A 24,054-nucleotide genomic window follows, 5' to 3' on the forward strand; every position below is an offset into this window, starting at 1 on the left:
TTATATATTAAATTTGGGGATCGGATAGCACTTGATTTAGCGACCAAGCCCCAGGAGGGCTCTGGGAGCTAGCTCCCAGAGCCCTCCTGGGGCTTAACCCTGAGACAGGGTTATAATTACACTTCCTACTATTATCAAGAAGAAATTCACGTCTTAAATTATGTAATATTCTTGATCTTTCGCCTTTTAAGGTATCATTCTCTAACGTCACAGTATCAAATAATAGCACATATTTTTTTCCATTATTATGTGTCAACCTCATTTCTGGTTTAGGAGAATTTTCTAATTTCACCACATTCCCTTTTTTATCATTTACAATAATTACCTTTATATCGTTGGCAAGATATTTAATAGTAGAAAAAGCTGAATATAAGCCTGGAGCATTAATTTCAACTTTCTACATATGCTCAGGTTTTACATTTATCATTTGAGAACGAAAACTCTCTACGGGAATAGAATATGTTTGACAAGATAATAGTAAGAGAAGACAACCTAGATTGATCATCTTGAATTTTAGGTTTTTCATATATTAGTTAAGATATGACTTTTTTATTTCGGTTTCTATACTTTCTATTTCACTCAGTATTTTTTTTTCATAAATAAGTAAATCATTAGTCATCAATTGAATTGAGACAAGAACATCAATAACTTTTGCAGAAGAATTGATATTTATCATTCTATCCAGGATAGAATTTCCTAATTCGGTATACCCCTTTTGCAGGTTATAAATTTTTGAAACTTTATAAATCAATCCAATATCATATTCCTTTATAATACCACTAATTTTAGCTCCCTCAAATGCTGTATTTACTACTTCTGCTAGTGTAATTCCATTCCAACCTTTTAGTTCGTTATGTCTGAATTTGTGATTCCCAAAATAAGTAGCGTAAACATCTTTTTCCAGTAAGGTAGGAGTTACACTATCTATTTCTGTTTTGATTGCTTGATGATATGTTATTGATTTCTTAATATTTTTTTTATTGTTTTCTAGTTCTTCCAGTATATAACTGATAGATTTTTCTTTTTCTATTTTTACTTTCTTTTCATTTTGTAATTCACTCACATACATACCCAGAAACACACCAAATGTTACTATTAAAAATTCTATCCCGTATTTTAATATAGTTTTCATGTTTTTTTTCATTTTATAGATTTTGTTAACATACTGGACAATGTTACATGTATATGTCTTAGAAGACGAAAATGTTGCCTTGATCAAAATTAATTAACTGAGTTCGAATATTAAGGTAGAAGACTAAAAACTATCAATTCGATTTTGAGACAAGCCCTGAAGTATTATTTAGAGTAAACTACCTCGGGGCAAGCCCACGAGGCATTTATTGAAAAAAACATGTTGATTTCGAGGCAAGCCTCGGAGCATTTAAATCTCGTATCAATAGTATATCTCGGTAGTTCATATATCATGTAATAGTATAATAAGATAGTGGGCTCTGCGTTCTTTCTAATTTTGATCGCTTAGAACTTGACACCATAATTATTTTAGTACGGTCAATTTAATCTTATCCTCCGTAATATTCAAAAACGTATCTACTGCGGTAAAAGTTAATTCAAAATCTCCAGTCTCAGTTGGAAATTCTGATAACTTCATGTTTTCAGAATCAAATGTTAACCAATCAAATTCATTTTGATTAAGATTTAAATCCAATAGGTGATCATCGATATCCTTATAATAATCCGTTGGAATTGATATTTCGAACTTTTCACCAATTCGAACGCTTATATCAGAAAGCGGATTATATACAAAGGGCTTAAACAGTTTTGAGGTATTCACCCAAAATATATCTGATTCGATCAATCCTTTTTCTCCAATTTGGAGTCGGGTGAAAAACAAAAAATTATTATCGATACTTACAAATGGTCTTCTGTCCCAATATTTTGAATTTATTGTTGAGTCAACAATGATAGGTGCTAACCAGTTTTTATGAATGTCTCGATAACTTATATACAGATCCATCCAGGTTTTATTATCTGTATATCTACAAAAGATGATGTACTCTTCCTTTGAGGAAATGAATACACTTTCCTCATCATTGGACGAAACAAACTCAGAAATTGCCTCTACACACTTTGGTACTCATTATTCCTTAGTCTTGAGTAAAACAAATCAGCTGTATAGCAATTTTCTTTTCCTTCACAATTTCTATTTGAAGAAAAATAAATTGTATTGCCTAATGTCATACAGGCTGTAGATTCTCTTGCCAATGTACTAATCGGGTTACTCATTTTTTTGTATGCTTCCAGCTTTCATTATTCTTTTTTAAAATCCAGATATCAGTAATACGATTTGTGATTAAAAAATTCGTATAAATTCATTGAATTATTTTTTCTTTATGCAAGGCAAAAAAATCAAGTATAGCTATAGCTACAGTTTATTTTTTAAACGAAGTAGAAAGGAAAAAGAAACGATGAATATGCGAAATTTTTAGTTATAAATCGTATAAGCTCTGATTTGGAGAAAAAAGTATTACAATCTTTCTTATCCGGACAAACAATTATAAGATACGTTGTTTAAAAACACTAGGGTCTTGTATAAATCACAACAAAGTAAGCTTTCTTTATTGTGTTACAGATCAAAAACTCTGCTCAGGTTGAACCCGAAGAAAAAATCTCCATCTCCCCAATCTCCTGATGCCTGCCCGAGGAATCCATTCTCAAACATAGGTTGTGCATTTGTAAAATGTACCTGAAATATATGACCTCCTGTTTCTATATCAAACCCTACGGATAAAGGATTTTTAAAGGTTGAAGTAGTACTTCTATTAAAATGATATCCATAATCCATATTAAGGCTAAAACGTTTGGTTAGCTTATATCTCCCCCCTATTCCTGCAATAAATTGAGAATTATCCTGATCATCAAACCTTACAAAATTTTCGTGTAGATATGAGGGAGCAAATTCTAATGAAAAATTCTTACTAATTTTTCTGGAAATCAAAATTTGAGAAGTATACGACACTCTATTATTAAACGTTAACCCCGGCAATACATCCTTTTCTAATGCGGTATTGATTGTAATTAAATTATACCCTACAATCGTCAGAGGAAATCCTCCTTTTTTTTGTCTTACTATTCTATATTTTATATGCCCTCCATATGTTTTTTGAAACGAACTACGCGCAATACCAATATTTACTCCATCGGTAATCCCATATATAAACTTAAGCTGTGTAACCGCTTGATCTAATCCAAAAAAATCATCAATCCCATTCTCTACACTACCAAATCTATGCGCAACGATAAAAAATAAGTTTCGCTTATTTACGAGCTTGGTAGATTCAAAATTAACAATCTTGAGCCCTTTAAAAGTAGATGTTACATAATTATCTTCCTGCACATCAGATTCTAATTCATTTAATAAATCATCTTGTGCTACTATAAAATAAGGAACTAAAAATAAAAGAGATAAAAGTTTTTGCATGAACTTGTTTTTAAAACACTACGTAAAAATAATTTATTTGATAATTGAGGCTTGATCTAATTTCACAACTTCCAGCAGTTCATCATACCCAATACACCTGCCTTTGATAGCGTATTGTTCACTTAAACCAGATTCTGGAATACTATGCGCTGTATCAAAAGTGCAGTAGGCTGCATTATCAAGCAATAAAGAATTCACCTCTATTTCTGTGAGCTTCCCTTTGACAATCATAGTTTTATTCAGATATTTTTTTGAAGTAATCTCTGGAGTCTCAGAGAATTCTTTGATGAGATCAGTTGCTTCGATTGTATACGCTGCTTTTTCACCCTCGATATCCCGATGAGACTGATAGATATATTTATATCCTGCAAAAGCAGCTATCATCAGAATTAAAATTACTACTAGTAGTTTTTTCATTGTTTATTTTTCGTGGTAAACATATCTTAAAAGTATGAAAATTATCTCCCTAATGAAATTTATTTTTGCATATCAATGAAATTTGATCTAATTTCTACCTCTCAAACGCTTCCTTATCTATGAAAATATATTTTATAAAATTGTTGGTTTTTGTATTCATTTTTATCAACATAAGTTGTGAAAATGATAGTGAAAACGATCTCATTGAGGTAGTTACCGTTCCTTTGGTAACCTATGAAAACAGTGTAAAAGCAATTATCGATGGTAATTGCATTTCCTGCCATAATGATCCTCCCATTAATTTTGCTCCGATGCCTTTGCTTACCTTTGATCAGGTCAAAGAGGCTGTTGATAATAGGGGATTACTTGATAGAGTATCCTCAGAAGATATCAGCTTTTTAATGCCTGCTGGAGGTCCCAGACTACCACAACCCACAATCGATGTTATGATACAATGGAACACCGATGGATTATTAGAACAATAAACTCTTAACATATATGAAAAATTCAGTTTTCTTTCTATTCCTTTTTATTTCAGGATCTGTTCTTTCTCAGGGAAAATTTATAACAAAAAAAGGAACGATCAGTTTTGAAGCTTCAGTACCTTCATTTGAAGAGGTAAAAGCTAAAAATACTACCGTAACTGCTATATTAAATACCGATAATGGTGAATTTGCTGCTTTAGCTTTGATGAAAGGTTTCCGGTTTAAGAATGCCTTGATGGAAGAACATTTTAACGAAAACTACATGGAATCCGATGAGTATCCAAAAGCCAAATTCAAGGGAAAATTAATTGATTTTGACAAAGATAACCTCCAGAAAGAATATACTATCCAGGGAACCCTTACATTACACGGAAAGTCAAAAGAAATAGAAACAAAAGGATCGCTGAGTAAGGATGATGACGATACAATTTCTATCACTTCGAGCTTTATCACCAAACCAGAAGAGTTTGATATTAAGATTCCCGGTATTGTTAGTAAAAAGATAGCGGATGATATCTCTGTTGCTATAGATTTTGTTTTAAAAAAGAAGTAATGAATGATTACGAATTAGGTTAAAATTATACTTAATTAACAGTAGTATCTTTTCATTTTAATTCTAAAATCTTTACATTTAAAATAACAAAACTCAACACTTAATGAACTCTCTTAAAACATTGTTATACTTTTCAATTTTTAAGTACCCTCTTTCTGCCGAAGAGGTCTTTTTATTCTCAGCAGCAACGGATCAAAATGAGATTCAGGATGAGTTAGAATACCTCAAGAATAAAGGAGTTATTTCTTCTGATAGCAGTTATTATTTTTTAGACGAAAACATTCAATCTGTGGATCGTCGCATCAAAGGAAACAAAATGGCTAAATCTGTTATGCAAAAGGCAATAAAAAAAGGGTTTTTAATTGCTAAGTTTCCATATGTAGAAGCTGTTGGCATTTCTGGAGCTTTATCAAAAAGTTATCACGATAAAGATGGGGATGTTGATTTCTTTGTAATCACAAAACCAGAGCGACTATGGGTTTCCAGAACATTACTGATGTTGTATAAAAAAATATTCTTGTTTAATTCCAGAAAATTCTTTTGTGTCAATTATTTCATTACAGAAAATTCATTAGAGATCACAGAAAAAAACATATTCACCGCTACCGAATTATTAACCCTGATTCCTGTATCTGGAGATTTTACACGTTTTTATAACCAAAACCAATGGGTTTCTAACTTTTTACCAAATCTAAAAATTGGTAAATCTTCTATTAAACAGTTAAAAAAGAAACCAGGAATTTCTAGAATCATAGAACTTCTGTTAAACACAAAAGCAGGAAACATGTTGGAGCATGTTTTTTTAAAATTAACTTTAAAAAAATGGAATACAAAGTTTAAAACCTTAAGTAAGGAAGATTTTGAAATAGCCATGAAATCAACTGATGGTGTATCAAAGCATCATCCTCAGAATTTTCAGAAAAAAGTAATTGACCGTTTGAATGCCAGATACAACGAGTTTCAATCCAAATATGATATCACATTAGAAAAAGAACATGCTTGACATTTTATTTTCTCACTCTTATTACTATCCATTAGATCAAAAACAATGGAAAAACAAAACTCCATATCCACCATTGGGAACTATCTATGCAGCTTCATTAATGCGGGAAAATGGATATAAGACTGATCTTTTTGATACCAATCTAAAAGATAATCCGTATGAAATAGAACAAGAAATTAAGGAGAAAAAACCAAAATTTCTGGTGTTATATGATGATGGGTTTAATTATCTGACAAAGATGTGTCTTACAACAATGCGTCAGGCAGCTTTTGAGATGATACGTATTGGAAAAAAGTATAATTGCACCATAATTGTTAATGGGTCGGATGCTACAGACCATTACCCAAAATACATATTAAATGGTGCTGACTATATCATCCAGGGAGAAGGTGAAACTACGCTTTTAGAACTCATCACTACACTTAAGAAAAACGAATCTCCAGAAAAAATAAAAGGAATCGTATATACAAAAGGAGAACAAACAATAACCACCCCAAAACGTCCTGTCCTTACCAATCTGGATGAATTACCTCTTCCTGCATGGGATCTTGTAGATATTGATGCTTATAAAAGCATCTGGAACTCCGGCGGGAAAGAATTTACACTAAACCTAGCCACTACCAGAGGTTGTCCGTTTAAATGTAACTGGTGTGCTAAACCTATCTATGGGAATCGATATAATACACATTCTCCAGAATATATTGTAAAGCATATAAAATTCTTACAAGAAAAATACGATGTATATCATTTTTGGATGTGTGATGATATTTTTGGACTTACGCCAGGATGGGTACAGGAATTTAACATAGAACTAAAAAAAACGAAAACGAAGCTAAAGTATTTTATACAAAGTCGAGTGGATCTGTTACTAAAAGAAGATACTATAGATGCACTTGCAGCATCTGGATTACAGGAAGTTTGGGTGGGTGCAGAAAGTGGTTCTCAATCTATATTAGACGCCATGGACAAAGGAACTAAAGTAGCCGAGATTTATAAAGCAACAGAATTATTAAAAGACAAAAATATTCGTGTTGCATTCTTTATTCAGTTTGGATATCTTGGTGAAACCAAAAGTGATATTGCTAAAACCATAAAAATGATCAAAGAATTAGTTCCTGACAATATTGGTATATCGGTATCCTACCCATTACCCGGAACTAAATTCTATGATAAGGTAAAAGATGATCTTAAGTTTAAAGCTAACTGGACGGATTCTGATGACCTGGCTATGATGTTTCAGGGAACCTATAACTCCAAATATTATAAAAAACTACATCGATATGTACATAAAGAATATCGTAAAAGCCAGGGAATACGTTTTCTAAAAAAAATAGTGTCTCAACCAAGTCAGTTTTCGAAGACTGCTATAAAAAGAATTGCATATCTGATGTACTATTTTCCCAGTGCATTCATAGATGCTCAGATCTTAAAAAGAATGGAACACCTTAATGAATGAGAGTTTTGATATAGCTGCACCCACATATGACGATGTCTTTACATATAGTCACATTGGAAAACTCCAAAGGAATTTGGTATATGATTTCCTAAAGGATGTGCTTCCCGAAAATCAGAGTTTGGACATATTAGAAATTAATTGTGGAACTGGTCAGGATGCCTTCTGGCTTGCAAGTCTTGGACATCGGATCATTGCTACAGATATTTCTTTTGGAATGATCTCTGTTGCTAAAGAAAAATTAACTACAACTGAAAATCAGCCAGAATTTCGTCAATTAGACATTAATAAACTAGGTGAAACCCATTTTGAGCATTCTTTTGATTTAATTTTTTCGGATTTTGGAGGACTAAATTGTCTCTCCCCAAAACAATTAGAACATTTTTTTGTTTCGGCATCAAAAAAACTAAAACCAAATGGTAAAATTATTGGAGTGATCATGCCGAAACACTGCATCCTGGAAAACTTTTATTTCATAATGAAAGGTAGTTTCAAAAAAGCATTTAGACGTAATACCAACCGTGTAGTTATAGCAAACGTAGATGGAACTCAAGTAAACACCTGGTATTACAATCCTATAAATATTAAAAAAGTAGCTGAAGGATTCTTTAACATAGATACAACATATCCCATTGGATTTTGTATTCCTCCCTCCTATCTTGAACCATTTTTCAGAAAGAAGTCAATACTTTTGAAAACTTTACAACACATAGATATTCTTTTTAAGCGTTTTTCATTCGTATCAAAATACAGTGATCATTATCTAATCTCGTTATCAAAAAGATGAGTATTGTACTAACCCACGCATATTACCTGAGTACGGATCCCAAGGAACAAAGGATTATGAAGCCGTATCCTCCTTTAGGTCAACTCTATATCTCGGGGTATTTGGAGAAGCAAGCAATAGAAAACTATGTTTTTGATACTACTTTTAGTTCAAAAAAAGATCAATTAGCGTTTCTTGCTTCCAAGAAACCAGATATTGTTGCGATTTATACAAATCTTATGACGAAGGTAGAAGTCATTAAACTTATCAAAATTCTCATCACTGAAGCCATATATGGTTTCCCAAAAATAGTATTGGGAGGTCCTGATGTTACCTATAATACCGAAAATTATCTAAAATCTGGAGCTCAATATATTATTATTGGTGAAGGAGAAGAAACCTTATACGAATTATATCAAGCTATTATTAATAAAACAGATATTAACGATGTTTCTGGTATTGCGTATTTAGAAAATAACAAAGTAGTCAAGACTGCTACGCGCATAAAAATAAAAGACTTATCCGTACTTCCGTTACCAAATCGCAGTGCCATTGATATGCAAAAATATCTGGATACCTGGAAAAACAATCACGGACAGAGTTCGATGACTGTAAGCACCCAACGCGGCTGTCCCTATACCTGTAAGTGGTGTAGCACTGCCGTATATGGACAAAGTTATCGCAGAAGACCAGCAAAACTTGTGGCTGAAGAACTGCTGATGCTGAAAAGGGAATATAATCCAGATACGATTTGGTTTGTAGATGATGTATTTACAGTAAGTCATAAATGGTTAGCAGAATTCCATAAAGAAGTGCTGCAACTGGATGCGATCATCCCTTTCGAATGTATTACGCGAGCAGAACGATTAAATGATGAAGTCTTAGAACAACTAAAAGAAGCTGGTTGTTATCGTATATGGATTGGTGCAGAAAGTGGTTCACAAAAGATAGTAGATGCGATGGATAGAAGAGTAAAAGTTGAAACCGTTCGGGAAGCCATACAAAAAACAAATCGACTGGGTATAGAAACTGGAACTTTTATTATGGTAGGATACCCTGGTGAGGACGAAAAAGATATTGCAGAAACTATTCACCATCTTAAAGTAGCTAATCCTACTCATTTTACGATTACGGTTGCCTATCCCATAAAAGGAACATCACTATATAATGAAATAGAAAATGATATCACAATACAGCCAGAATGGCATACATCCACCGATCGGGATATTGATTTCAGACGTACTTATCATCGTAAGTTTTATGATTTTGCCGTACGTAGAATTGTCAATGAGGTGAACTATTTTAAAAGGAAAACCTCAACAAATCCTTATAATATTGCAGTACTTAAGCTGAAAATTAAATCAATATTGGCCTTTTTTGCTATGAAATACTATAAACTTCAATAATGTCATTACTTGATAATTCTATAAAACCAGATAACGGCGTTTATCATCTAACAGAAAAAAAAGATGTTTTTTCTTCTCTATACATTACTGTAAGAGAATTAGAAAAAAGAGTATACTCTGATGATATTGTAATGCAATTACCCCTTGTATCGCAACATCATCATTATTACAAGGAATGGCAATTGCGCCAAAAATCTACAAAAAGAATAGTAGATTATTTAACTAAGAAAAATATACCATTAAAAATATTAGATTTAGGATGTGGTAATGGTTGGTTTAGCTATCAACTATCTCTAATTCCAAATTCTGAAGTATACGCAGTTGATGTAAATGATGTAGAGCTTACACAGGCTTCCAGGGTATTTAAACAAAATAATCTACAATTTATCTATGCCGATATTTTTGCTCAGGAGGTAAAAGTTTTGACTGATTTTGATATCGTTACGGTCAATAGTTGTATTCAATATTTTGAAAACCTTCCAACTATTGTAAATAGATTACAAAACCTTCTGAAAAAAGGAGGGGAATTACATATTTGGGATAGTCCTTTTTATGAATCAGTACAGATTAGTAATGCCCAAAAAAGGACTAAAACCTATTATCAGAACTTGGGTGTTCCAGAAATGGTGAATCATTATTTTCATCACAGTATTGAAGAGTTAAAGAATTTTGAAGTACTTTATAAGTATAAAAGAAACTTATTAAATAAAATATTAAATGAAAAGGATTCTCCTTTTTGTTGGTTTCGTTATGTAAAAGAATGATAAAAATATTATTTCAACGCAAGAAAGAAAGCCAGAAAAATTAATTATAAAAAATCTCCAATGTAAGGATAGTGCATAAACTCACTAGTACATACCTCAAAAGAAAGAGCTAATCTTTTAATAAATTATACGATTTGTGATTAAAAAATTCGTATAAATTCATTGAATTATTTTTTCTTTATGCAAGGCAAAAAAATCAAGCATAGCTATAGCTACGGTTTATTTTTTAAACGAAGTAGAAAGGAAAAAGAAACGATGAATATGCGAAATTTTTAGTTATAAATCGTATAACACTGTTGAAAAAAGAAAAATCAGTAAATAAAAGTATCCCACAAAGAAAATTTGAGGCTTTAATCAATAAAAATTATAGGGAGAAATTACTACTTTTTTAAATGTGTTTGCCCTGGTACATATTGCCATTAGTAATGCAAAAAGATTATTGTTAGATATATACCATTCTACTGGGATTCATTATTTACAGAGATATCTGGATGAATATTGTTATAAATTCAATGGAAGATGCTTTGAATCCATATTCGACAGGGCTATCATAGCAGTGGTAGCTAGCAAAAAAATGGGAAATGTGTAAACTATCAGACGGTCATATTAGAATATGTTTATACATTAACTAACAAAATTAATTATCAGTAAACTTCTAGAAAAAAGGTTATTCATTGATATGACTGAAATTCAAAAAAATAATCTAAGAAAGTTGTTGCTTGCTTATTAAAACATCTGCAATCTTTTTTTCTAGTGGAAGTTTAAAAAAGGTATGTTTACATCTTAATTTAGCTAACGCCTGTATAGGTTTATACAAAATACGCTGTTTAGAATACGCTAGTTTTAAATAAAACTTAAATCTCTCAAAAAAGTCATATTTTTCTTGACTTACCCAAGGACCAGAAGATCCTATATAGTCAAAATCTGCCCATTCTTCAATCGTTCTTGGCAAAACATATCCTTTTTTAAGTACATCCTCTGTAATCTTAGATCCTGGATATGGTTTAAAGTAAAATATTGGAGTAGAAAAATTATGATGCATACTATTAAGTTCTTTCGCGACATTCACTGTAGCTTCAATACTTTTATCAGTTTCTTCAGGAAAACCTACAATGAAGGGAAAAATAACAGAAACATCTAAATTTTTACATCTTTCTGCGCATTGATACACTTGTTCTAATTTAATATCCTTTTTTAACCAATCCATCATTTCCTGAGAGCCAGATTCAACTCCTATCAACAATCTCCGTAAACCAGAATTCACACAGGTTTTAAAATCTTCTTCGGTAAGTCGTGATCCCTGGTCTGCTCTCATAGTTGCTGCCCAACTAAATTTTAATCCTCTTTTAATAATCCCCTCTGCAATTTCTATGACCCGATCACGGTATGTAAAATAGGTTTCATCTTGAAGATTTAGGTCTGTGAATTTATATTTTTCATATAACTCTTCTAGTTTATTGACCATAATTTCTGGAGATACTGCTGTCCATTTACGATTATATACAAACGGATCCGCGCAAAAACTACACCTAAAATAACACCCTGTAGAAGATATATAATCAAGCTGACGTTGTCCTTTTTTTTCAAAATATTTCTCTACATCTATCAATTCATAATTGATATCTGCAAAATTATCCATGGGCGAAATTATTCTTGGAGGAGTTTTTACTACTCCTTCTTTAGCACTACGGTAACAAATACCTTTTACATTATTTAACGGTTTCTTTTTTTCAATTGCACCAACTAATTCTATAAAAGTAAGTTCTCCCTGTCCTTGTACCGTAATGTCAATAGTTTTTTCATCAACTAATGTTTGCTCCGGAAATAATGAAGTATGCCATCCTCCCCATATTACTGGTAATTCTTTCTGTTCATCTTTTATTTTTCTGGTAACCTCTAATGCATCTTTTATTGGACTTCCGGTTAATGCAGTGACTCCAAAACAAATCGCTTCCTGAAGATGTTGTTTAAATATTTCTACGGGATCTTCTTCAATCCTGCCATCAACAATAATTACCTCATATTTTTCAGAATCAAGGGCAGATCCTATGGCAAGAAGCGCCAGAGGCATATCAAAGAAAACAGCTTTGGGATTGTATAGCAATACTTTTTTTTTCAATGGTGTATGATTATCATTATTATACATATGTTTTTTGTGGCAGATCAAGATCTTCAATCTTCCATATTGCAAGAGATTTACCTTTATATTCTCTTTCGAAACCCTGCTCAATATGTTCTGGTATTATCATTATAGGTTTAGGAAAATCAAAAGGCGGGATTTCTAAATTTATCGGCCTCCAATCTCCAGTCACAATATCATAATTGATCGTATGTTTTACAAACGTAGTAGACATTAAATATTTACAATCAGATTTTTTTATATTCAAAAGAGATTGATATATATGACCATAAGAAAAGTGGACAAAGCAATCTCTGGTTATCAATAAATCTGACGATGGCAAGTTATCTTCTAATAAATCTATTTTATAAAAATCAATTCTATCTGTTTTATATTTTTTTCTATTTTTAAGTATTAATTCCTCTACGATATCACCTCCAATATACCTTATTTTAGAGAAATCAATATAACTAATCCAATTAAAATCTCCACAAGGAATGTCTAATACACGGCTAATATCAAGCTTAGCAACTACTTGGTTTATCCCTTCAATTATATTTTTAGTTTGTTTAATTGAAGAACCTGGTCCTGAGACACTTTCTCCATAATTCCAATATTTGGAAGTATATATTTTGACAAACACATTTTCTACACTACTATCTTTAAACTTTGATTTACTCTTTGAATACGTAAGTTTAGCATGGTAATCTAAAACTCTCAAAGGAATAAATTTCTTAATAATTCTTTTAATTTCATTCATTTACTCCGTTAATCAGATCCTGTTGTCAAAATACTTTTATCTAATTATTCTCTATAAATTATCTTTTATCGTAATAAACAGTAATTGCCTCAATACCGTAAATAGCATTTCTGTACAAATAATCGCTTTTCAAATTTTGTCCTTCTTATAAAATAATTTCCATCCATATTTATTAAAAGTTAATAAAGATGGACACTATTTTTCACCCAAAAAAGATATGATCGGTGTTCTCTAAAATTTTTAAAATACTGATTATCGATATTACACAATAAAAACAAAGTACTATATAGTAATTTTTCATCTAGTACGCGAGTTTGTAAAATTTAAACCATAGAGCCTTTGGTATATTGGATTTGTTAAAAAAGCTTGTGACATAAAAACCATTAAAAGTGGAATCTATCAAATTTAATATCTAAATTATTTTAAGAACTAAAAATAAGGTTTTCTACAGCTACTTCAAAAAAATTGATAAACATTTGGGTAAAGAATTTATTTCTGGTATTAGTTTTAATGTTTGAAATGCAACAACTATATTTATGATTATGAAAAAACAGGGAATTGAATTCTAAAAAGTGTTATTTGTCCAGATATCATAAGATTGTACTTTTTGGCACACCAGTCTTGTTGTTCATTATTCTTAGAAGTATTGGATTTGACGGTTTATATGGTCAGGATGCATATGAATACCTGAAATATACCAAGGCACTGTCTTCATTTATGAATCATGAAGTTTTGCCAAGAGATTTTTTTTGGCCGGTTTATTACCCTTTATTGGGAGCAATACTTAATTATATTATTCCTAATACCGGAGTAGCATTACAATTACTAAGTGTATTATCCATGGGAGTTTCAGCTGTATATACATACAAAATTATTTCATTAACTTATACAGATAAAGACAACACATTTGTTTATGTTTTAATATTCTTCTTATTGTCGCCAGTAGTTTTTAGAATGGGATTACTAGTAATGTCCGATATGTTGGCCACAGCTTTAATTATACTTTGTATTTACCACGCTATATATTACGTTAAAAATCAACATATAAAAAACTTATATTTTACTTTTGTTTTTGGTGTTATTGCGGTAATGACTCGTTATGCTTCATTCGTAGTTTTATTACCATTGGCTTTGTATATATTGTATTGGTTTATTTTCAAAATAAAAAATTTACGTCATTCTATTTTTTTTGTTATCATTTTTCTTATACTAATTTCTCCTCATATACTCATAAAATCTCAAAACCTAGTTTCTTTTATTGATCACAATGCATTAACTAATTGGTCTGTACTGAATTTTTTTAAGAATTCATTCCTTACAGATCAGGGGTATAATTCATATAAATCTCCTAATCTCATTTATGCTTTCTCCAATTTATTTCACCCAAGATATCTGATAGCTGGTTCTATTTTACTTCTGATATTCTTAACAAAGAAAATATACAAAAACACACATCCAATTTTATCAGTTTGTGTTGTTTTTTATGCTTTATTCGTTGCTGGAATAGATACTCAGAACTCAAGATTTTTATTATTATCATTTCCTATTATTTTAATTATTTTATTTCCTGTTTTACTTTATATATGCGACAAAATACTTTCCAAACAAATCAAATACATAAGTGTTTTTTTATTAATCATGTTACAGTTTTTTTTATCAATAAAAGGAATGAAACCAATTTTGGAACGAAATACATTAGAGAAACAAATAGTAAAACAACTAGAACCCTATCAACACAATACCTTATATTCTTTTGATATTGACATTGCCTTGCAAGGAAGAGCTCTAAACTTTACTTATAAAAATTTATGGATCAAAGAATATTCTAAATTTGAAGAAAAAGCTCTACTACTTTTTCATCCAACAAAATTCAATAAACAGTGGAAAGGTAAAAATCCAATAGTAAACTGGAGTAAAATACAAAAAGAATATGAGTTGAAGATACTTAAAGAATGTTATGACGGATGGAAATTATATCAAATTCATTTAAAATAATCAAAATATGCTATTGATTAAGATAAAATATCGATTAGCTCTCTTATACAAAACTGTGCTTTTTAAATTTGGTCTGGAAAAACTACTATTGAGAAACAGATATGGTGAGCGCATTATAGTATTTCACGGAATCGATAAAACAGGCAATACAGCATACAATAGCAGATTTATTTCTAAATCCTATTTCGAAGATTTAATTCGTTATTTTTCTGAAAACTATAATGTGATTTCGTTAGATGAGTTCTATCAACAAAAATTTAAAAAAGACACCTTGAATATTGCTTTGACTTTTGATGATGGATATTTAAATAATTACGAATATGCGCTTCCAATTCTTGAGAAATATAATCTGCCAGCATCATTTTATATTACTACTATTCATGAAAAGAATGATTTTTTATGGCCTGATTTTATTGATCTGGTTTCATATCATACGACACTTAAGGAGGTTATTTTTGAAAACAATACATATCGTAAAAATTCTAAAGGCGAGTTTATCCATCAGGGTATTTCCTTAAAAAACAGATGTAAACAATTAAACTATGAAGCCATAGCATCTGTCTATAATATTTTTGAAAAAGATTGGGAAATCCTGAGAAATAAAAAACTACAGAATTATTGGAAGTTAATGTCTATTGATCAAATAAAAAAAATTGCAAAAAACTCTTTATTTACGATTGGATCACATAGTCTTACACATGCTAATTTGACCAAAATTTCGATTAAAACTGCCAAAGATGAAATCTTAAGAAGCAAGCAAATTCTTGAAGATACTTGTAAAACATCTATCTCAGAGTTTGCTTTTCCATTCGGCACCTATACAAATGAATTAGTTAATTATTGTACAGAAATTGGTTTTTCTAAAATACTACTGGTAGATTATAATACCGAAAAAGACACATTAGATCCAGTGACCAAAAATCGCTTTGTTATAAATCCTTATATTTCAAAAAAACAACAAATAGCTTGTTTATTAAAGGGATCTTATTTTTAAAAATATGGAATTTAGAATCGAAAAACTTACAGAAACCAATATTAAAGATCTTAAAACTATTTATAAAGTTGTCTTTGGAAATAAAGTAAGTGACAATTTTGTTTTTCAAAAGTTTGACACTTCATATCTTGGTTTAAAATATTTTGGTCATCTAGCATATCACCATGATAAACCTATCGCTTTTCATGGAGCTATTCCTGTGATGATGCGGTATAATGACCAAACCGAAATAGCTGCGCAATACGGAGATGCTATGACATTTCCTGAATATACAGGAAAAGGCTTATTTACCAAATTGGGGAAACTAACAGATATACAGTTGCAACAAGCGGGAATTAAATTTGTTTGGGGATTTCCAAATCAAAACTCTGAATATGGTTACATAAACAAGCTAGATTGGAAATATGTAGAACGCATGCAAGGTTTCAAGATTAAAACTTCTAATATACCCATTGAGAAAATCGCAAGAAAGGTAAATTTCACAAATCAGGTTTTCGAAAAACATCTTGCTCAAGTATTTGCTAAACACCAAACCAAACAAATTCTTAAAGGTAGTGTTTATGATCAAGGAAATATAACTTCTACTTCTAGAAACATAGAGTATTATAAGTATAAGTCTTTTGCTGACAATTTTATTGTAAGAATTGAAGAGTGCTTATTTTGGATCAAAATTAAAAATGGCTTACTTATTGGTGACATAGAAATTCCTTCTGAAGAACAATTTCAAAAAGGACTAAAAGGACTAAAAGATATTGCTGCCAAAAATGGTATTGGCGAAATCATTTTTCAATCTTCGCCAGATACACTAATTACTCAATTGATGGAAAAACAGAATATTGAGCAATTTGAATCCTGGGCTGTTGGTTTTAAAAACTTTGACTCTCAATTTCCTTTGGATCGATTAAAATTAACATTTGGTGACTTAGATACATTTTGAACAAAGAGATAGCACATATTGTTTTTTTAACTCCCGGTTTTGCAGTAAATGAAGATGACTCTACCACTATTCCCGCATTGCAGGTGTATCTCAAATCACTAAAAAAAACTTTACCACAAACTTCTATAACCATTATTACTTTTCAATTTCCATTTATAAAAGACTCTTATAAATGGTATGGAATCAATGTAATACCTCTAAATGGCAGGAATCAACATCTTAAAAAACCATGGGTATGGCAAAAAGCACTCCTTACATTAAAAAAAATACATCTTCAAAATCCTATTGATGCAATACATAGCCTTTGGATAGGAGAATGCTCCTTTATCGGAAACAAATTTGCATTGAAATATAACATCCCACATATTGTAACGGTCATGGGACAAGATGCTTTAAAAAATCGATATATACGATTTTTAATTAATAAAAAGACTAAGATAATTACGCTCTCTATAAATCATCAAAAAACACTTTACAAAACGCATAAAATAAATTCTGCTGTTATTCCATGGTCAATAGATACTTCCTCATTTCCTGTATCAATGGAAAATGAAATTGATATTCTTGGAGTCGGATCATTAAATAAAGTTAAAAATTTTAAAGAATTTATTGAAATAGTTTCTTTACTTGTGAAGGATTTTCCAGAGCTTAAGACCGAGATTATTGGCGATGGAGATCAATACCAGAAGTTGTCCAGAATTATTGTAGAAAAAGGACTTCAAAAAAACATTCTTTTATGTAAAAGTTTACCCAGAACAGATGTACTTTTTAAGATGTCGAAATCTAATTTTTTTCTTCATACCAGCAGTTATGAATCCTTTGGATATGTATTTGTAGAAGCTTTATATTCAGGGATGACTATCGTTTCATTTGATGTAGGAATTGCCACCCAAATCAAGGCTTGGAAAATCAGTAATAACCGAGAGCAAATGATTTCAAATTGTATTCAATTATTATCTGGAGTTGAAACTAAAAAAGAGCGTATTTTACTTAGCCCTGAGCAGAAAACCGTTACGTCTTATATAAAGTTGTATACATGCGTAAATTAATAACCATTTCGATTAATACGCTAAAAGGGTTTTCTAGCCCTGTTTTTAATTTTTTAATTGCTATTCTTGGAATAAAATATTTTGGAAAGGAAGATTGGGGTATTCTTATAAATGTGATGTTATGGATCTTCTTTATTTCATTTATTATCAACTGGGGTAACAGAGAATATTTAATAAGAAAATATACTCAACAACCTTCCAGATTGCATTATATATTCTATTCTAGTTTTTTGATTAGAAGCATTTTCTTAACTTTTTCTGGAGTTTTATTTTTCTTTTTTCCGTTCACAACAGCTTTATACGCTACAATTTTGGTCGTACTAATTCATTGTTATTCTAGCATGGATAGTGTAGTTGTTTATCACCAGCGATTCGGAGAACAACTTCTTGCAGAAACAGTTGGCTTTTTAATCATTATTAGTGTAATTTTCTATTACAACACCTTTGATTTAGTAATATTTTTACAAGCATATATAATTGCCAATAGTATAAAAATTATTATTCTTGCCAGTAATCTTAAGTTATACAGGAAAGATTTTTCTTATTACGTTTCATTTATAGAGATTAAACAAGGATTTCCATTTTTTCTAATAGGATTCAGCGGTTGGTTACAATCAAAAATAGACTTATATATTGTGAGTGTATTTCTTACAAAAACCAGGCTATCAGAATACCAACTACTAATAACTGCTTTTTTGATGCTTCAGGCAGTTTCTGGATTTATAGTAATACCGTTTATGAAACACATTTTCAGGATGCCACAAAACAATATAAAAAAATTAAAAACTCTTTTAGCCTTATTTTCCTTTCCGATTGTTATTACAGGAACTCTAATCATAAGGTTTATCTTAGAAAGAGTCGTAAATTTAGATATTAACTATGAAATTTATTTGCTTGGAGGATTAAGCTCCATTCCATCCTTTTTATATATGATTCACATTATGGAATTATATAAAACAGGAAAAGAAAAAAGAGTAATGGCTATTAATTTTATGGGAGCATTTGTTAATTTAATTACTATTTTATGTCTAATTTATTATTATGATATTACAGGAGTTTTTATTGGTGTATGTATCACTCAATGGCTGATTCTAATTTTATATAAAACCTATGGTAGAACTTCAATGCCCAGTTTGCAAATCTGAGATATTAATTACCGATCAGAAAATGATGTGCAGTAATAATCATACCTTCTTTTGTAAAAATGGAGTGTATAAATTGATGGAAAAAACATCCTTAGAGAAATTGGACAATTATCTTGAAAAATTCGAGCATTTTAGAGCTTCTCAAATTCAAAACATTAATGCTTCTAATGTAAATAACCTTCCAAACGTCGACTTTGATAAGGATTTGTGGAAACTTAGGGTTCAAGACCTTAAAATAATTACTTCCTTAATAGGTAAACAAAAACAATTAGATATTCTTGACGTAGGAGCGTGGAATGGGTGGTTGTCTCACAATCTTGCCAAATTAAAAAATGATGTTATTGCTATAGACTATTTTACTGCAGCTTTTGATGGCTTAGAAACCGTAACATATTATAAGGATAAGTTTTTGGCAATTCAGGCTCCGATTGAGCATATTTCTATTTTTAAATCAAAATTCGATATCATTATCCTGAATAGGTGTTTTCCGTATTTTAAAGATCAAAAAAAACAAATTAAATCTTTACAAAAAATGCTTAAAGATAACGGGATTCTTATTATTACAGGAATTAGTTTAACTAATAACCCCAAAAGAATACAATCGCATCTCGAAAAAACTGATAAGACTTTTAAAAAAAAATACAACACCTCACTTTTCATTGTTCCTTTTAAGGGATATACGGATAAGGAAGATCTTGCTTTTTTAAAGAAAAGAAGGTTTGTGTTAAAACGCTATAAAAGACTTCTATTAAAATCATTTTTGTCAAAAATTAAAATAACAGAAGTAGATTATCTTTATGCCATATATAGAAAGCCTATTTAATCTAAAACTAAAAGATTGAAAAAAACCAGCTACATACAACACCTAACTTTTGTTTGTGTTTCTATTCTTATTGCTCTTATAGATAAAACTCCTTTGACATTAGACAACCGAATCGGAACTAATTATATGAAAAATGGATTTTATCTTATGTATGATGGGATTTTAGATCAAAGTATTGAAGCTCCATATTCATATCGTTTTCTAATAGTAAACCTTATTGATTTGATAGCAACCATTACTAGTTTTACGCCGATAAACCTTGCTTTTATTCTAAATATCCTATTCATCTATTTCACCCTACATTGGTTTACTATATATAGCAGACAATTTGTTTCTCCGTTTATAGCTTTTTTGACAGCTTTAATTCTGTCCTTTTACATTGCAATTATTCAAACACAGGTAATTGGTATAATTATTATTGAAACACAGGATATTCTAAATGTACTGTTCATGATTGGATTATTAGTGCTTGCCAAACGGGAACAATGGCTTTTCTTCGGTTGTATATTGGCCCTAAGTATTTTGAATAGAGAAACACCTCTTATTTTGCTACTTCCTTTTTCTTTTTTGCTTTTCAAAAATAAAAAATACTTACCATTAATATGGATCAATGCAATGGGGGTTTTGACTTATCTTTCTATTCGATTTTTAATGGATGTTCCGCAAGGGTCGTATCCCGACTTCTCAAATTTAAAAACCAATTTCCCCGGATTTCATCTAGACTTTATTGGTCGGGCTTTGGAATATAACTTACACTTACTTGTTCTATTGTTACCTATTCTGTATCTTTCATTAAAAAAGATAATGGAAAAATCTATACAAATAAAAGCAATTGTTCTTACGATAATTCCATTTATGATAATTCACTATATTATGGGTTCAATTATTGAATTACGCTTGTTTTTACCATTAATCGTGTTACTATTGCCGATAGCTATTTTAAATTTAAAAAAAGAATTTGAAGTTGAAAAATAAAATCATCATATTTAATCCCAGAAGTGCTAATGCTAAACATCGAATACCCAATACTATTTTACAAGTGGGTGCTGCAATTCATGGCAAGTACGAATATGTTTTTGTAGATGGTAATTTAGAAAATAATCCTTGGGAAACCATAAATACTTATTTTAAAACTGGTGACTTCAAATACCTTTGTTCTACAGTAATGCCGGGACCTCAGCTAAAACAGGCAATTCCTTTTTCAAAAAAAATAAAGGAAGATTATCCTGAAAGTATTGTGATTTGGGGAGGATATTTTGCATCTAATCAATATAAAGTATCTATAACCTCCGGATATGTAGATTATATTGTAAATGGTCCTGGAGATAATACTTTTCCAGAACTAATCGATGTTTTAGAAAATAAAAAAACCGACGCATTATTACTTATAAAAAATCTGATATATCAGGATCATAATCAAAAAATAATACATACTGTAAAAGAAGCCTTATTAGATCAGGATAGTTTACCTCCATTGCCTTACGAATATCTCAACACATTTTATCCAATAGAAAACTATTTGGCTAAAACTTTTTTAGGTAATAAAACACTTGCCTATCATTCTAGCATGGGGTGTCCTTTTACATGTTCTTTCTGTGCAGTTGTCCCTATTTATAATGCCAGATGGAAAGCCAAATCTGCTGAAACAATATATAAGGATATTAAATATTTTAAAAATCATTATGATATTGATGCAATAGAGTTTCATGATAATAATTTTTTTACATCTAAAAAACGTGTTTTGGAATTTGCCGAATTAATAAAGGATGATGGCATCCAATGGTGGGGAGAAGGTAGAATTGACACTATCAATCAATACAGCGACAAAGATCTAAAACTAATGCGAAAAGCAGGATGTACTATGTTTTTTTTAGGTGCAGAAACAGGGAATGATGATGTGCTAAAACAAATGAACAAAGGAGGTACTCAAACTGGTAAAATGATTGAAGAATTCGTTTTAAGAATGAAAAAAGTAGAAATCATTCCCGAATTATCATTTGTTTTGGGGTTACCAGCAGAAACAGAGAAAAAAGTATATGATCAAATACTATGGGATATCAATTTTATCAAAAAGATAAAAAAAATTAACCCGAATGCAGAAATCATTATATATTTATACAGTCCGGTACCTACAGAAGGTTCAGAGTTATATCAACAAATTATTGATGCTGGTTTTTCGTTCCCAAAAACATTAGATGAATGGATTTCTCCAAGTTGGGAAAAATTTGATCTCCGAAAAAACCCCTTAACTCCATGGCTAACTCCAAAAATGGTAGATACTATAAAAAATTTTGAAACCGTACTTAATGGATACTATCCTACGGCTTCGGATTTTAAAATAATAGGGTATAAAAAAAAAATATTAAAACTAGTTTCCGGATATCGATTTAAATTTGGATGGTATCGATTTCCATACGAGATAAAAGTTTTGCATAAAATCTGGAAATACCGCCAACCTGAAATTCAAGGGTTTTACTCAGAATAAATGAGAAATCTAATAAAAAAAACACTACATTTCTTTCTAAAATTAGGTTTAAAATTATTCTATTTGAAACCTAGAAAGTACAGTTATGATGATATCACTGTTATAGTACATCCAGATGTTTTTCCTCCTCAACTAACCATAAGTACAAAAATATTACTTGATTTTTTATCCCTAATAAAACTAAATAACAAAACTGTATTAGAGCTAGGTTGTGGCTCTGGTATTATCTCTTTATTTGCTTCAAAAAAAGGGGCTACAGTGATAGCAACAGATATTAATCAAACAGCACTGGAATATTTAAAAAAAAATAGTCATCGAAATAGTCTAAAAGTAGAACTTATCCATTCTGATTTGTTTAACAATATCGAAAACAGGATTTTTGACTATATTATCATTAATCCTCCTTATTATCCGAAAATTCCTAAAAATGTAAAGGAACAAGCTTGGTTTTGTGGAGAAGATTTTGAATATTTTAAAAAGCTTTTTAAACAACTTACTAATCATATAAATACTAGTTTTAATATATATATGATTCTTTCTGAAGACTGTAAAATCGATTATATAAAAGTTATAGCTACTAAATCAAACCTTGTTTTCGATACCGTTTTAGAGAAAAAAGTTTTTGGTGAGAAAAACTATATTTTTCAAATCAAATCAAAAACCTTAGAACCTTCTTGACTTTGAAAGTTTAAACAATTAATATACTGATAATGAGTTCTTTTAAAAAAAAAAAAAAACAAGATGCACTACCTTATTTTTTAAAATATTGAGTTATAGATTTTTGAGCTATTGTATCGTTTAGCACTTTGAGCTTAAGTTTGTCGATGATTATTTGTTGGTGCTGGCTTATTCTAGAGTGTAGGTATACAGTAGAGGTTACTTTATCATCTTTGATTTCAGAGACCTGGCATAGTATCAATTGCCTTTACTAGAGTTCTATATTGAAGCTTGGTAGCGTTTTTTAAGTGATTTACAAATGTAAATGCTATAAAGCACATAGCAATATGCCCTTTATCCTTTGGTCAATACAGTGGAATACAGGACGTATTTCTAATTGGCTCTTAAGTGCTCTAAAGGTGTGTTCTACTTCAAAGAGGCTGGCCAATCGGAAGAAAAAATTATCTCTTCTGCGGGTCACACAAAGCAGCACAGGATGCTGCAATGCTATATTCTTTCTTTGGAAGTTGCAAAATGCAAAATATCAATCCCAGAGAATGGTTAGAAGAGACACTCCAGCGAATACCGAAGCACAGCATACAAAAGCTTCATCAACTGCTACCTGGATATAAAATAAATCTTAGCCTGTAGTTGCTCGGATGCTTACGTAATTTCATTTGAGAATGTTAATATCTAAAAAATAGTTCCTAAAATAAAAAGACAAGCCACATCTTAAGATGTAATACGATTTATAACTAAAAATTTCGCATATTCATCGTTTCTTTTTCCTTTCTACTTCGTTTA

24 protein-coding genes and 2 pseudogenes are annotated in these 24,054 nt (G+C 30.6%); 18 read left to right on the top strand and 8 right to left on the bottom strand.

What is annotated here, in order from left to right; all coding sequences use genetic code 11:
• Window positions 1-7: 7 nt before the first annotated feature.
• The 6 genes from F0000_RS17730 to F0000_RS17750 form a co-directional block, all read right to left on the bottom strand.
• Window positions 8-295 carry a hypothetical protein gene (locus tag F0000_RS17730; RefSeq protein ID WP_149626073.1) on the bottom strand — a complete coding sequence of 96 codons (288 nt, stop codon included), beginning with the start codon at window positions 293-295 and terminating at the stop codon, window positions 8-10.
• 234 nt (window positions 296-529) lie between these two features.
• Entirely contained in the window at window positions 530-1,132 is a 603-nt protein-coding gene (locus F0000_RS17735; RefSeq protein ID WP_149626074.1) for a hypothetical protein, read from the bottom strand.
• Window positions 1,133-1,495: 363 nt separating this feature from the next.
• Complete coding sequence (locus F0000_RS17740) at window positions 1,496-1,975, bottom strand: hypothetical protein (protein ID WP_149626075.1); 480 nt, start codon at window positions 1,973-1,975, stop codon at window positions 1,496-1,498.
• Between the two features lie 104 nt (window positions 1,976-2,079).
• Window positions 2,080-2,244, bottom strand: a complete 165-nt coding sequence (locus F0000_RS27820; protein ID WP_188112173.1) for a hypothetical protein — start codon at window positions 2,242-2,244, stop codon at window positions 2,080-2,082.
• Between the two features lie 340 nt (window positions 2,245-2,584).
• Window positions 2,585-3,439: a DUF5777 family beta-barrel protein gene (locus F0000_RS17745; protein WP_149626076.1), complete on the bottom strand. Its 855-nt coding sequence runs from the start codon at window positions 3,437-3,439 to the stop codon at window positions 2,585-2,587.
• A 33-nt stretch (window positions 3,440-3,472) separates the two neighbouring features.
• Entirely contained in the window at window positions 3,473-3,856 is a 384-nt protein-coding gene (locus F0000_RS17750; protein ID WP_149626077.1) for a hypothetical protein, read from the bottom strand.
• Window positions 3,857-3,975: 119 nt separating this feature from the next.
• On the opposite strand from F0000_RS17750, the gene F0000_RS17755 reads away from it, so the two are divergent.
• The 8 genes and pseudogenes from F0000_RS17755 to F0000_RS28335 all read left to right on the top strand — a co-directional run.
• Entirely contained in the window at window positions 3,976-4,341 is a 366-nt protein-coding gene (locus F0000_RS17755; RefSeq protein ID WP_149626078.1) for a hypothetical protein, read from the top strand.
• A 13-nt stretch (window positions 4,342-4,354) separates the two neighbouring features.
• Window positions 4,355-4,894, top strand: coding sequence for a YceI family protein (locus F0000_RS17760; RefSeq protein ID WP_149626079.1), 540 nt, complete (start codon window positions 4,355-4,357; stop codon window positions 4,892-4,894).
• Between the two features lie 103 nt (window positions 4,895-4,997).
• The gene (locus F0000_RS17765) at window positions 4,998-5,897 is read left to right on the top strand and encodes a nucleotidyltransferase domain-containing protein (protein WP_149626080.1); all 900 of its coding nucleotides are present in this window, start codon (window positions 4,998-5,000) and stop codon (window positions 5,895-5,897) included.
• Entirely contained in the window at window positions 5,890-7,353 is a 1,464-nt protein-coding gene (locus F0000_RS17770) for a radical SAM protein (RefSeq protein ID WP_149626081.1), read from the top strand. Before F0000_RS17765 ends, F0000_RS17770 begins: the two co-directional genes overlap by 8 nt.
• Window positions 7,346-8,137 (top strand): class I SAM-dependent methyltransferase, encoded by a 792-nt coding sequence (locus tag F0000_RS17775; protein WP_149626082.1) that lies wholly within the window; start codon window positions 7,346-7,348, stop codon window positions 8,135-8,137. Before F0000_RS17770 ends, F0000_RS17775 begins: the two co-directional genes overlap by 8 nt.
• Window positions 8,134-9,522, top strand: coding sequence for a radical SAM protein (locus tag F0000_RS17780; RefSeq protein ID WP_149626083.1), 1,389 nt, complete (start codon window positions 8,134-8,136; stop codon window positions 9,520-9,522). The genes F0000_RS17775 and F0000_RS17780 overlap by 4 nt, the downstream gene beginning before the upstream one ends.
• Entirely contained in the window at window positions 9,522-10,286 is a 765-nt protein-coding gene (locus F0000_RS17785) for a trans-aconitate 2-methyltransferase (protein ID WP_149626084.1), read from the top strand. Before F0000_RS17780 ends, F0000_RS17785 begins: the two co-directional genes overlap by 1 nt.
• A gap of 398 nt (window positions 10,287-10,684) precedes the next feature.
• Window positions 10,685-10,875: pseudogene (locus tag F0000_RS28335) on the top strand (IS1595 family transposase); the annotation flags it as partial.
• A gap of 114 nt (window positions 10,876-10,989) precedes the next feature.
• Here the strand turns inward: F0000_RS28335 and F0000_RS17790 are convergent.
• Together F0000_RS17790 and F0000_RS17795 are read right to left on the bottom strand one after the other, a co-directional pair.
• Entirely contained in the window at window positions 10,990-12,432 is a 1,443-nt protein-coding gene (locus F0000_RS17790; protein ID WP_149626085.1) for a radical SAM protein, read from the bottom strand.
• Window positions 12,425-13,165 carry a class I SAM-dependent methyltransferase gene (locus F0000_RS17795; RefSeq protein WP_149626086.1) on the bottom strand — a complete coding sequence of 247 codons (741 nt, stop codon included), beginning with the start codon at window positions 13,163-13,165 and terminating at the stop codon, window positions 12,425-12,427. The genes F0000_RS17790 and F0000_RS17795 overlap by 8 nt, the downstream gene beginning before the upstream one ends.
• Before the next feature lie 558 nt (window positions 13,166-13,723).
• Between F0000_RS17795 and F0000_RS17800 the strand changes: the two genes are divergently transcribed.
• The 10 genes and pseudogenes from F0000_RS17800 to F0000_RS17845 all read left to right on the top strand — a co-directional run.
• Window positions 13,724-15,160, top strand: a complete 1,437-nt coding sequence (locus tag F0000_RS17800; protein ID WP_149626087.1) for a glycosyltransferase family 39 protein — start codon at window positions 13,724-13,726, stop codon at window positions 15,158-15,160.
• Window positions 15,161-15,167: 7 nt separating this feature from the next.
• A complete protein-coding gene (locus F0000_RS17805; protein WP_149626088.1) occupies window positions 15,168-16,154 on the top strand; it encodes a polysaccharide deacetylase family protein in 987 nt (328 codons plus the stop codon).
• 4 nt (window positions 16,155-16,158) lie between these two features.
• Window positions 16,159-17,091, top strand: coding sequence for a GNAT family N-acetyltransferase (locus F0000_RS17810; protein ID WP_149626089.1), 933 nt, complete (start codon window positions 16,159-16,161; stop codon window positions 17,089-17,091).
• Window positions 17,088-18,140, top strand: a complete 1,053-nt coding sequence (locus F0000_RS17815) for a glycosyltransferase family 4 protein (protein ID WP_149626090.1) — start codon at window positions 17,088-17,090, stop codon at window positions 18,138-18,140. Before F0000_RS17810 ends, F0000_RS17815 begins: the two co-directional genes overlap by 4 nt.
• Window positions 18,128-19,285, top strand: coding sequence for a lipopolysaccharide biosynthesis protein (locus F0000_RS17820; protein WP_149626091.1), 1,158 nt, complete (start codon window positions 18,128-18,130; stop codon window positions 19,283-19,285). Before F0000_RS17815 ends, F0000_RS17820 begins: the two co-directional genes overlap by 13 nt.
• Window positions 19,251-20,108, top strand: a complete 858-nt coding sequence (locus tag F0000_RS17825; RefSeq protein ID WP_149626092.1) for a methyltransferase domain-containing protein — start codon at window positions 19,251-19,253, stop codon at window positions 20,106-20,108. Before F0000_RS17820 ends, F0000_RS17825 begins: the two co-directional genes overlap by 35 nt.
• Before the next feature lie 15 nt (window positions 20,109-20,123).
• A complete protein-coding gene (locus F0000_RS17830; protein WP_149626093.1) occupies window positions 20,124-21,083 on the top strand; it encodes a hypothetical protein in 960 nt (319 codons plus the stop codon).
• Window positions 21,073-22,593 carry a radical SAM protein gene (locus tag F0000_RS17835; RefSeq protein ID WP_149626094.1) on the top strand — a complete coding sequence of 507 codons (1,521 nt, stop codon included), beginning with the start codon at window positions 21,073-21,075 and terminating at the stop codon, window positions 22,591-22,593. Before F0000_RS17830 ends, F0000_RS17835 begins: the two co-directional genes overlap by 11 nt.
• A 63-nt stretch (window positions 22,594-22,656) precedes the next feature.
• The gene (locus F0000_RS17840) at window positions 22,657-23,271 is read left to right on the top strand and encodes a methyltransferase (RefSeq protein WP_255452791.1); all 615 of its coding nucleotides are present in this window, start codon (window positions 22,657-22,659) and stop codon (window positions 23,269-23,271) included.
• Window positions 23,272-23,697: 426 nt separating this feature from the next.
• Window positions 23,698-23,901, top strand: a pseudogene (locus F0000_RS17845) (transposase domain-containing protein); the annotation flags it as partial.
• Window positions 23,902-24,054 lie beyond the last annotated feature (153 nt).

The organism is Aquimarina sp. RZ0 (assembly GCF_008370685.1).
In the GTDB taxonomy this organism is placed as follows: domain Bacteria; phylum Bacteroidota; class Bacteroidia; order Flavobacteriales; family Flavobacteriaceae; genus Aquimarina.

Excerpts from the sequence above, each read along its gene's own strand:
- F0000_RS17735 (WP_149626074.1), bottom strand. The coding sequence starts at position 1,132 with ATGAAAACTATATTAAAATACGGGATAGAATTTTTAATAGTAACATTT.
- F0000_RS17740 (WP_149626075.1), bottom strand. The coding sequence starts at position 1,975 with ATGGATCTGTATATAAGTTATCGAGACATTCATAAAAACTGGTTAGCA.
- F0000_RS27820 (WP_188112173.1), bottom strand. The coding sequence starts at position 2,244 with ATGAGTAACCCGATTAGTACATTGGCAAGAGAATCTACAGCCTGTATG.
- F0000_RS17745 (WP_149626076.1), bottom strand. The coding sequence starts at position 3,439 with ATGCAAAAACTTTTATCTCTTTTATTTTTAGTTCCTTATTTTATAGTA.
- F0000_RS17750 (WP_149626077.1), bottom strand. The coding sequence starts at position 3,856 with ATGAAAAAACTACTAGTAGTAATTTTAATTCTGATGATAGCTGCTTTT.
- F0000_RS17755 (WP_149626078.1), top strand. The coding sequence starts at position 3,976 with ATGAAAATATATTTTATAAAATTGTTGGTTTTTGTATTCATTTTTATC.
- F0000_RS17760 (WP_149626079.1), top strand. The coding sequence starts at position 4,355 with ATGAAAAATTCAGTTTTCTTTCTATTCCTTTTTATTTCAGGATCTGTT.
- F0000_RS17765 (WP_149626080.1), top strand. The coding sequence starts at position 4,998 with ATGAACTCTCTTAAAACATTGTTATACTTTTCAATTTTTAAGTACCCT.
- F0000_RS17770 (WP_149626081.1), top strand. The coding sequence starts at position 5,890 with ATGCTTGACATTTTATTTTCTCACTCTTATTACTATCCATTAGATCAA.
- F0000_RS17775 (WP_149626082.1), top strand. The coding sequence starts at position 7,346 with ATGAATGAGAGTTTTGATATAGCTGCACCCACATATGACGATGTCTTT.
- F0000_RS17780 (WP_149626083.1), top strand. The coding sequence starts at position 8,134 with ATGAGTATTGTACTAACCCACGCATATTACCTGAGTACGGATCCCAAG.
- F0000_RS17785 (WP_149626084.1), top strand. The coding sequence starts at position 9,522 with ATGTCATTACTTGATAATTCTATAAAACCAGATAACGGCGTTTATCAT.
- F0000_RS17790 (WP_149626085.1), bottom strand. The coding sequence starts at position 12,432 with ATGTATAATAATGATAATCATACACCATTGAAAAAAAAAGTATTGCTA.
- F0000_RS17795 (WP_149626086.1), bottom strand. The coding sequence starts at position 13,165 with ATGAATGAAATTAAAAGAATTATTAAGAAATTTATTCCTTTGAGAGTT.
- F0000_RS17805 (WP_149626088.1), top strand. The coding sequence starts at position 15,168 with ATGCTATTGATTAAGATAAAATATCGATTAGCTCTCTTATACAAAACT.
- F0000_RS17810 (WP_149626089.1), top strand. The coding sequence starts at position 16,159 with ATGGAATTTAGAATCGAAAAACTTACAGAAACCAATATTAAAGATCTT.
- F0000_RS17820 (WP_149626091.1), top strand. The coding sequence starts at position 18,128 with ATGCGTAAATTAATAACCATTTCGATTAATACGCTAAAAGGGTTTTCT.
- F0000_RS17825 (WP_149626092.1), top strand. The coding sequence starts at position 19,251 with ATGGTAGAACTTCAATGCCCAGTTTGCAAATCTGAGATATTAATTACC.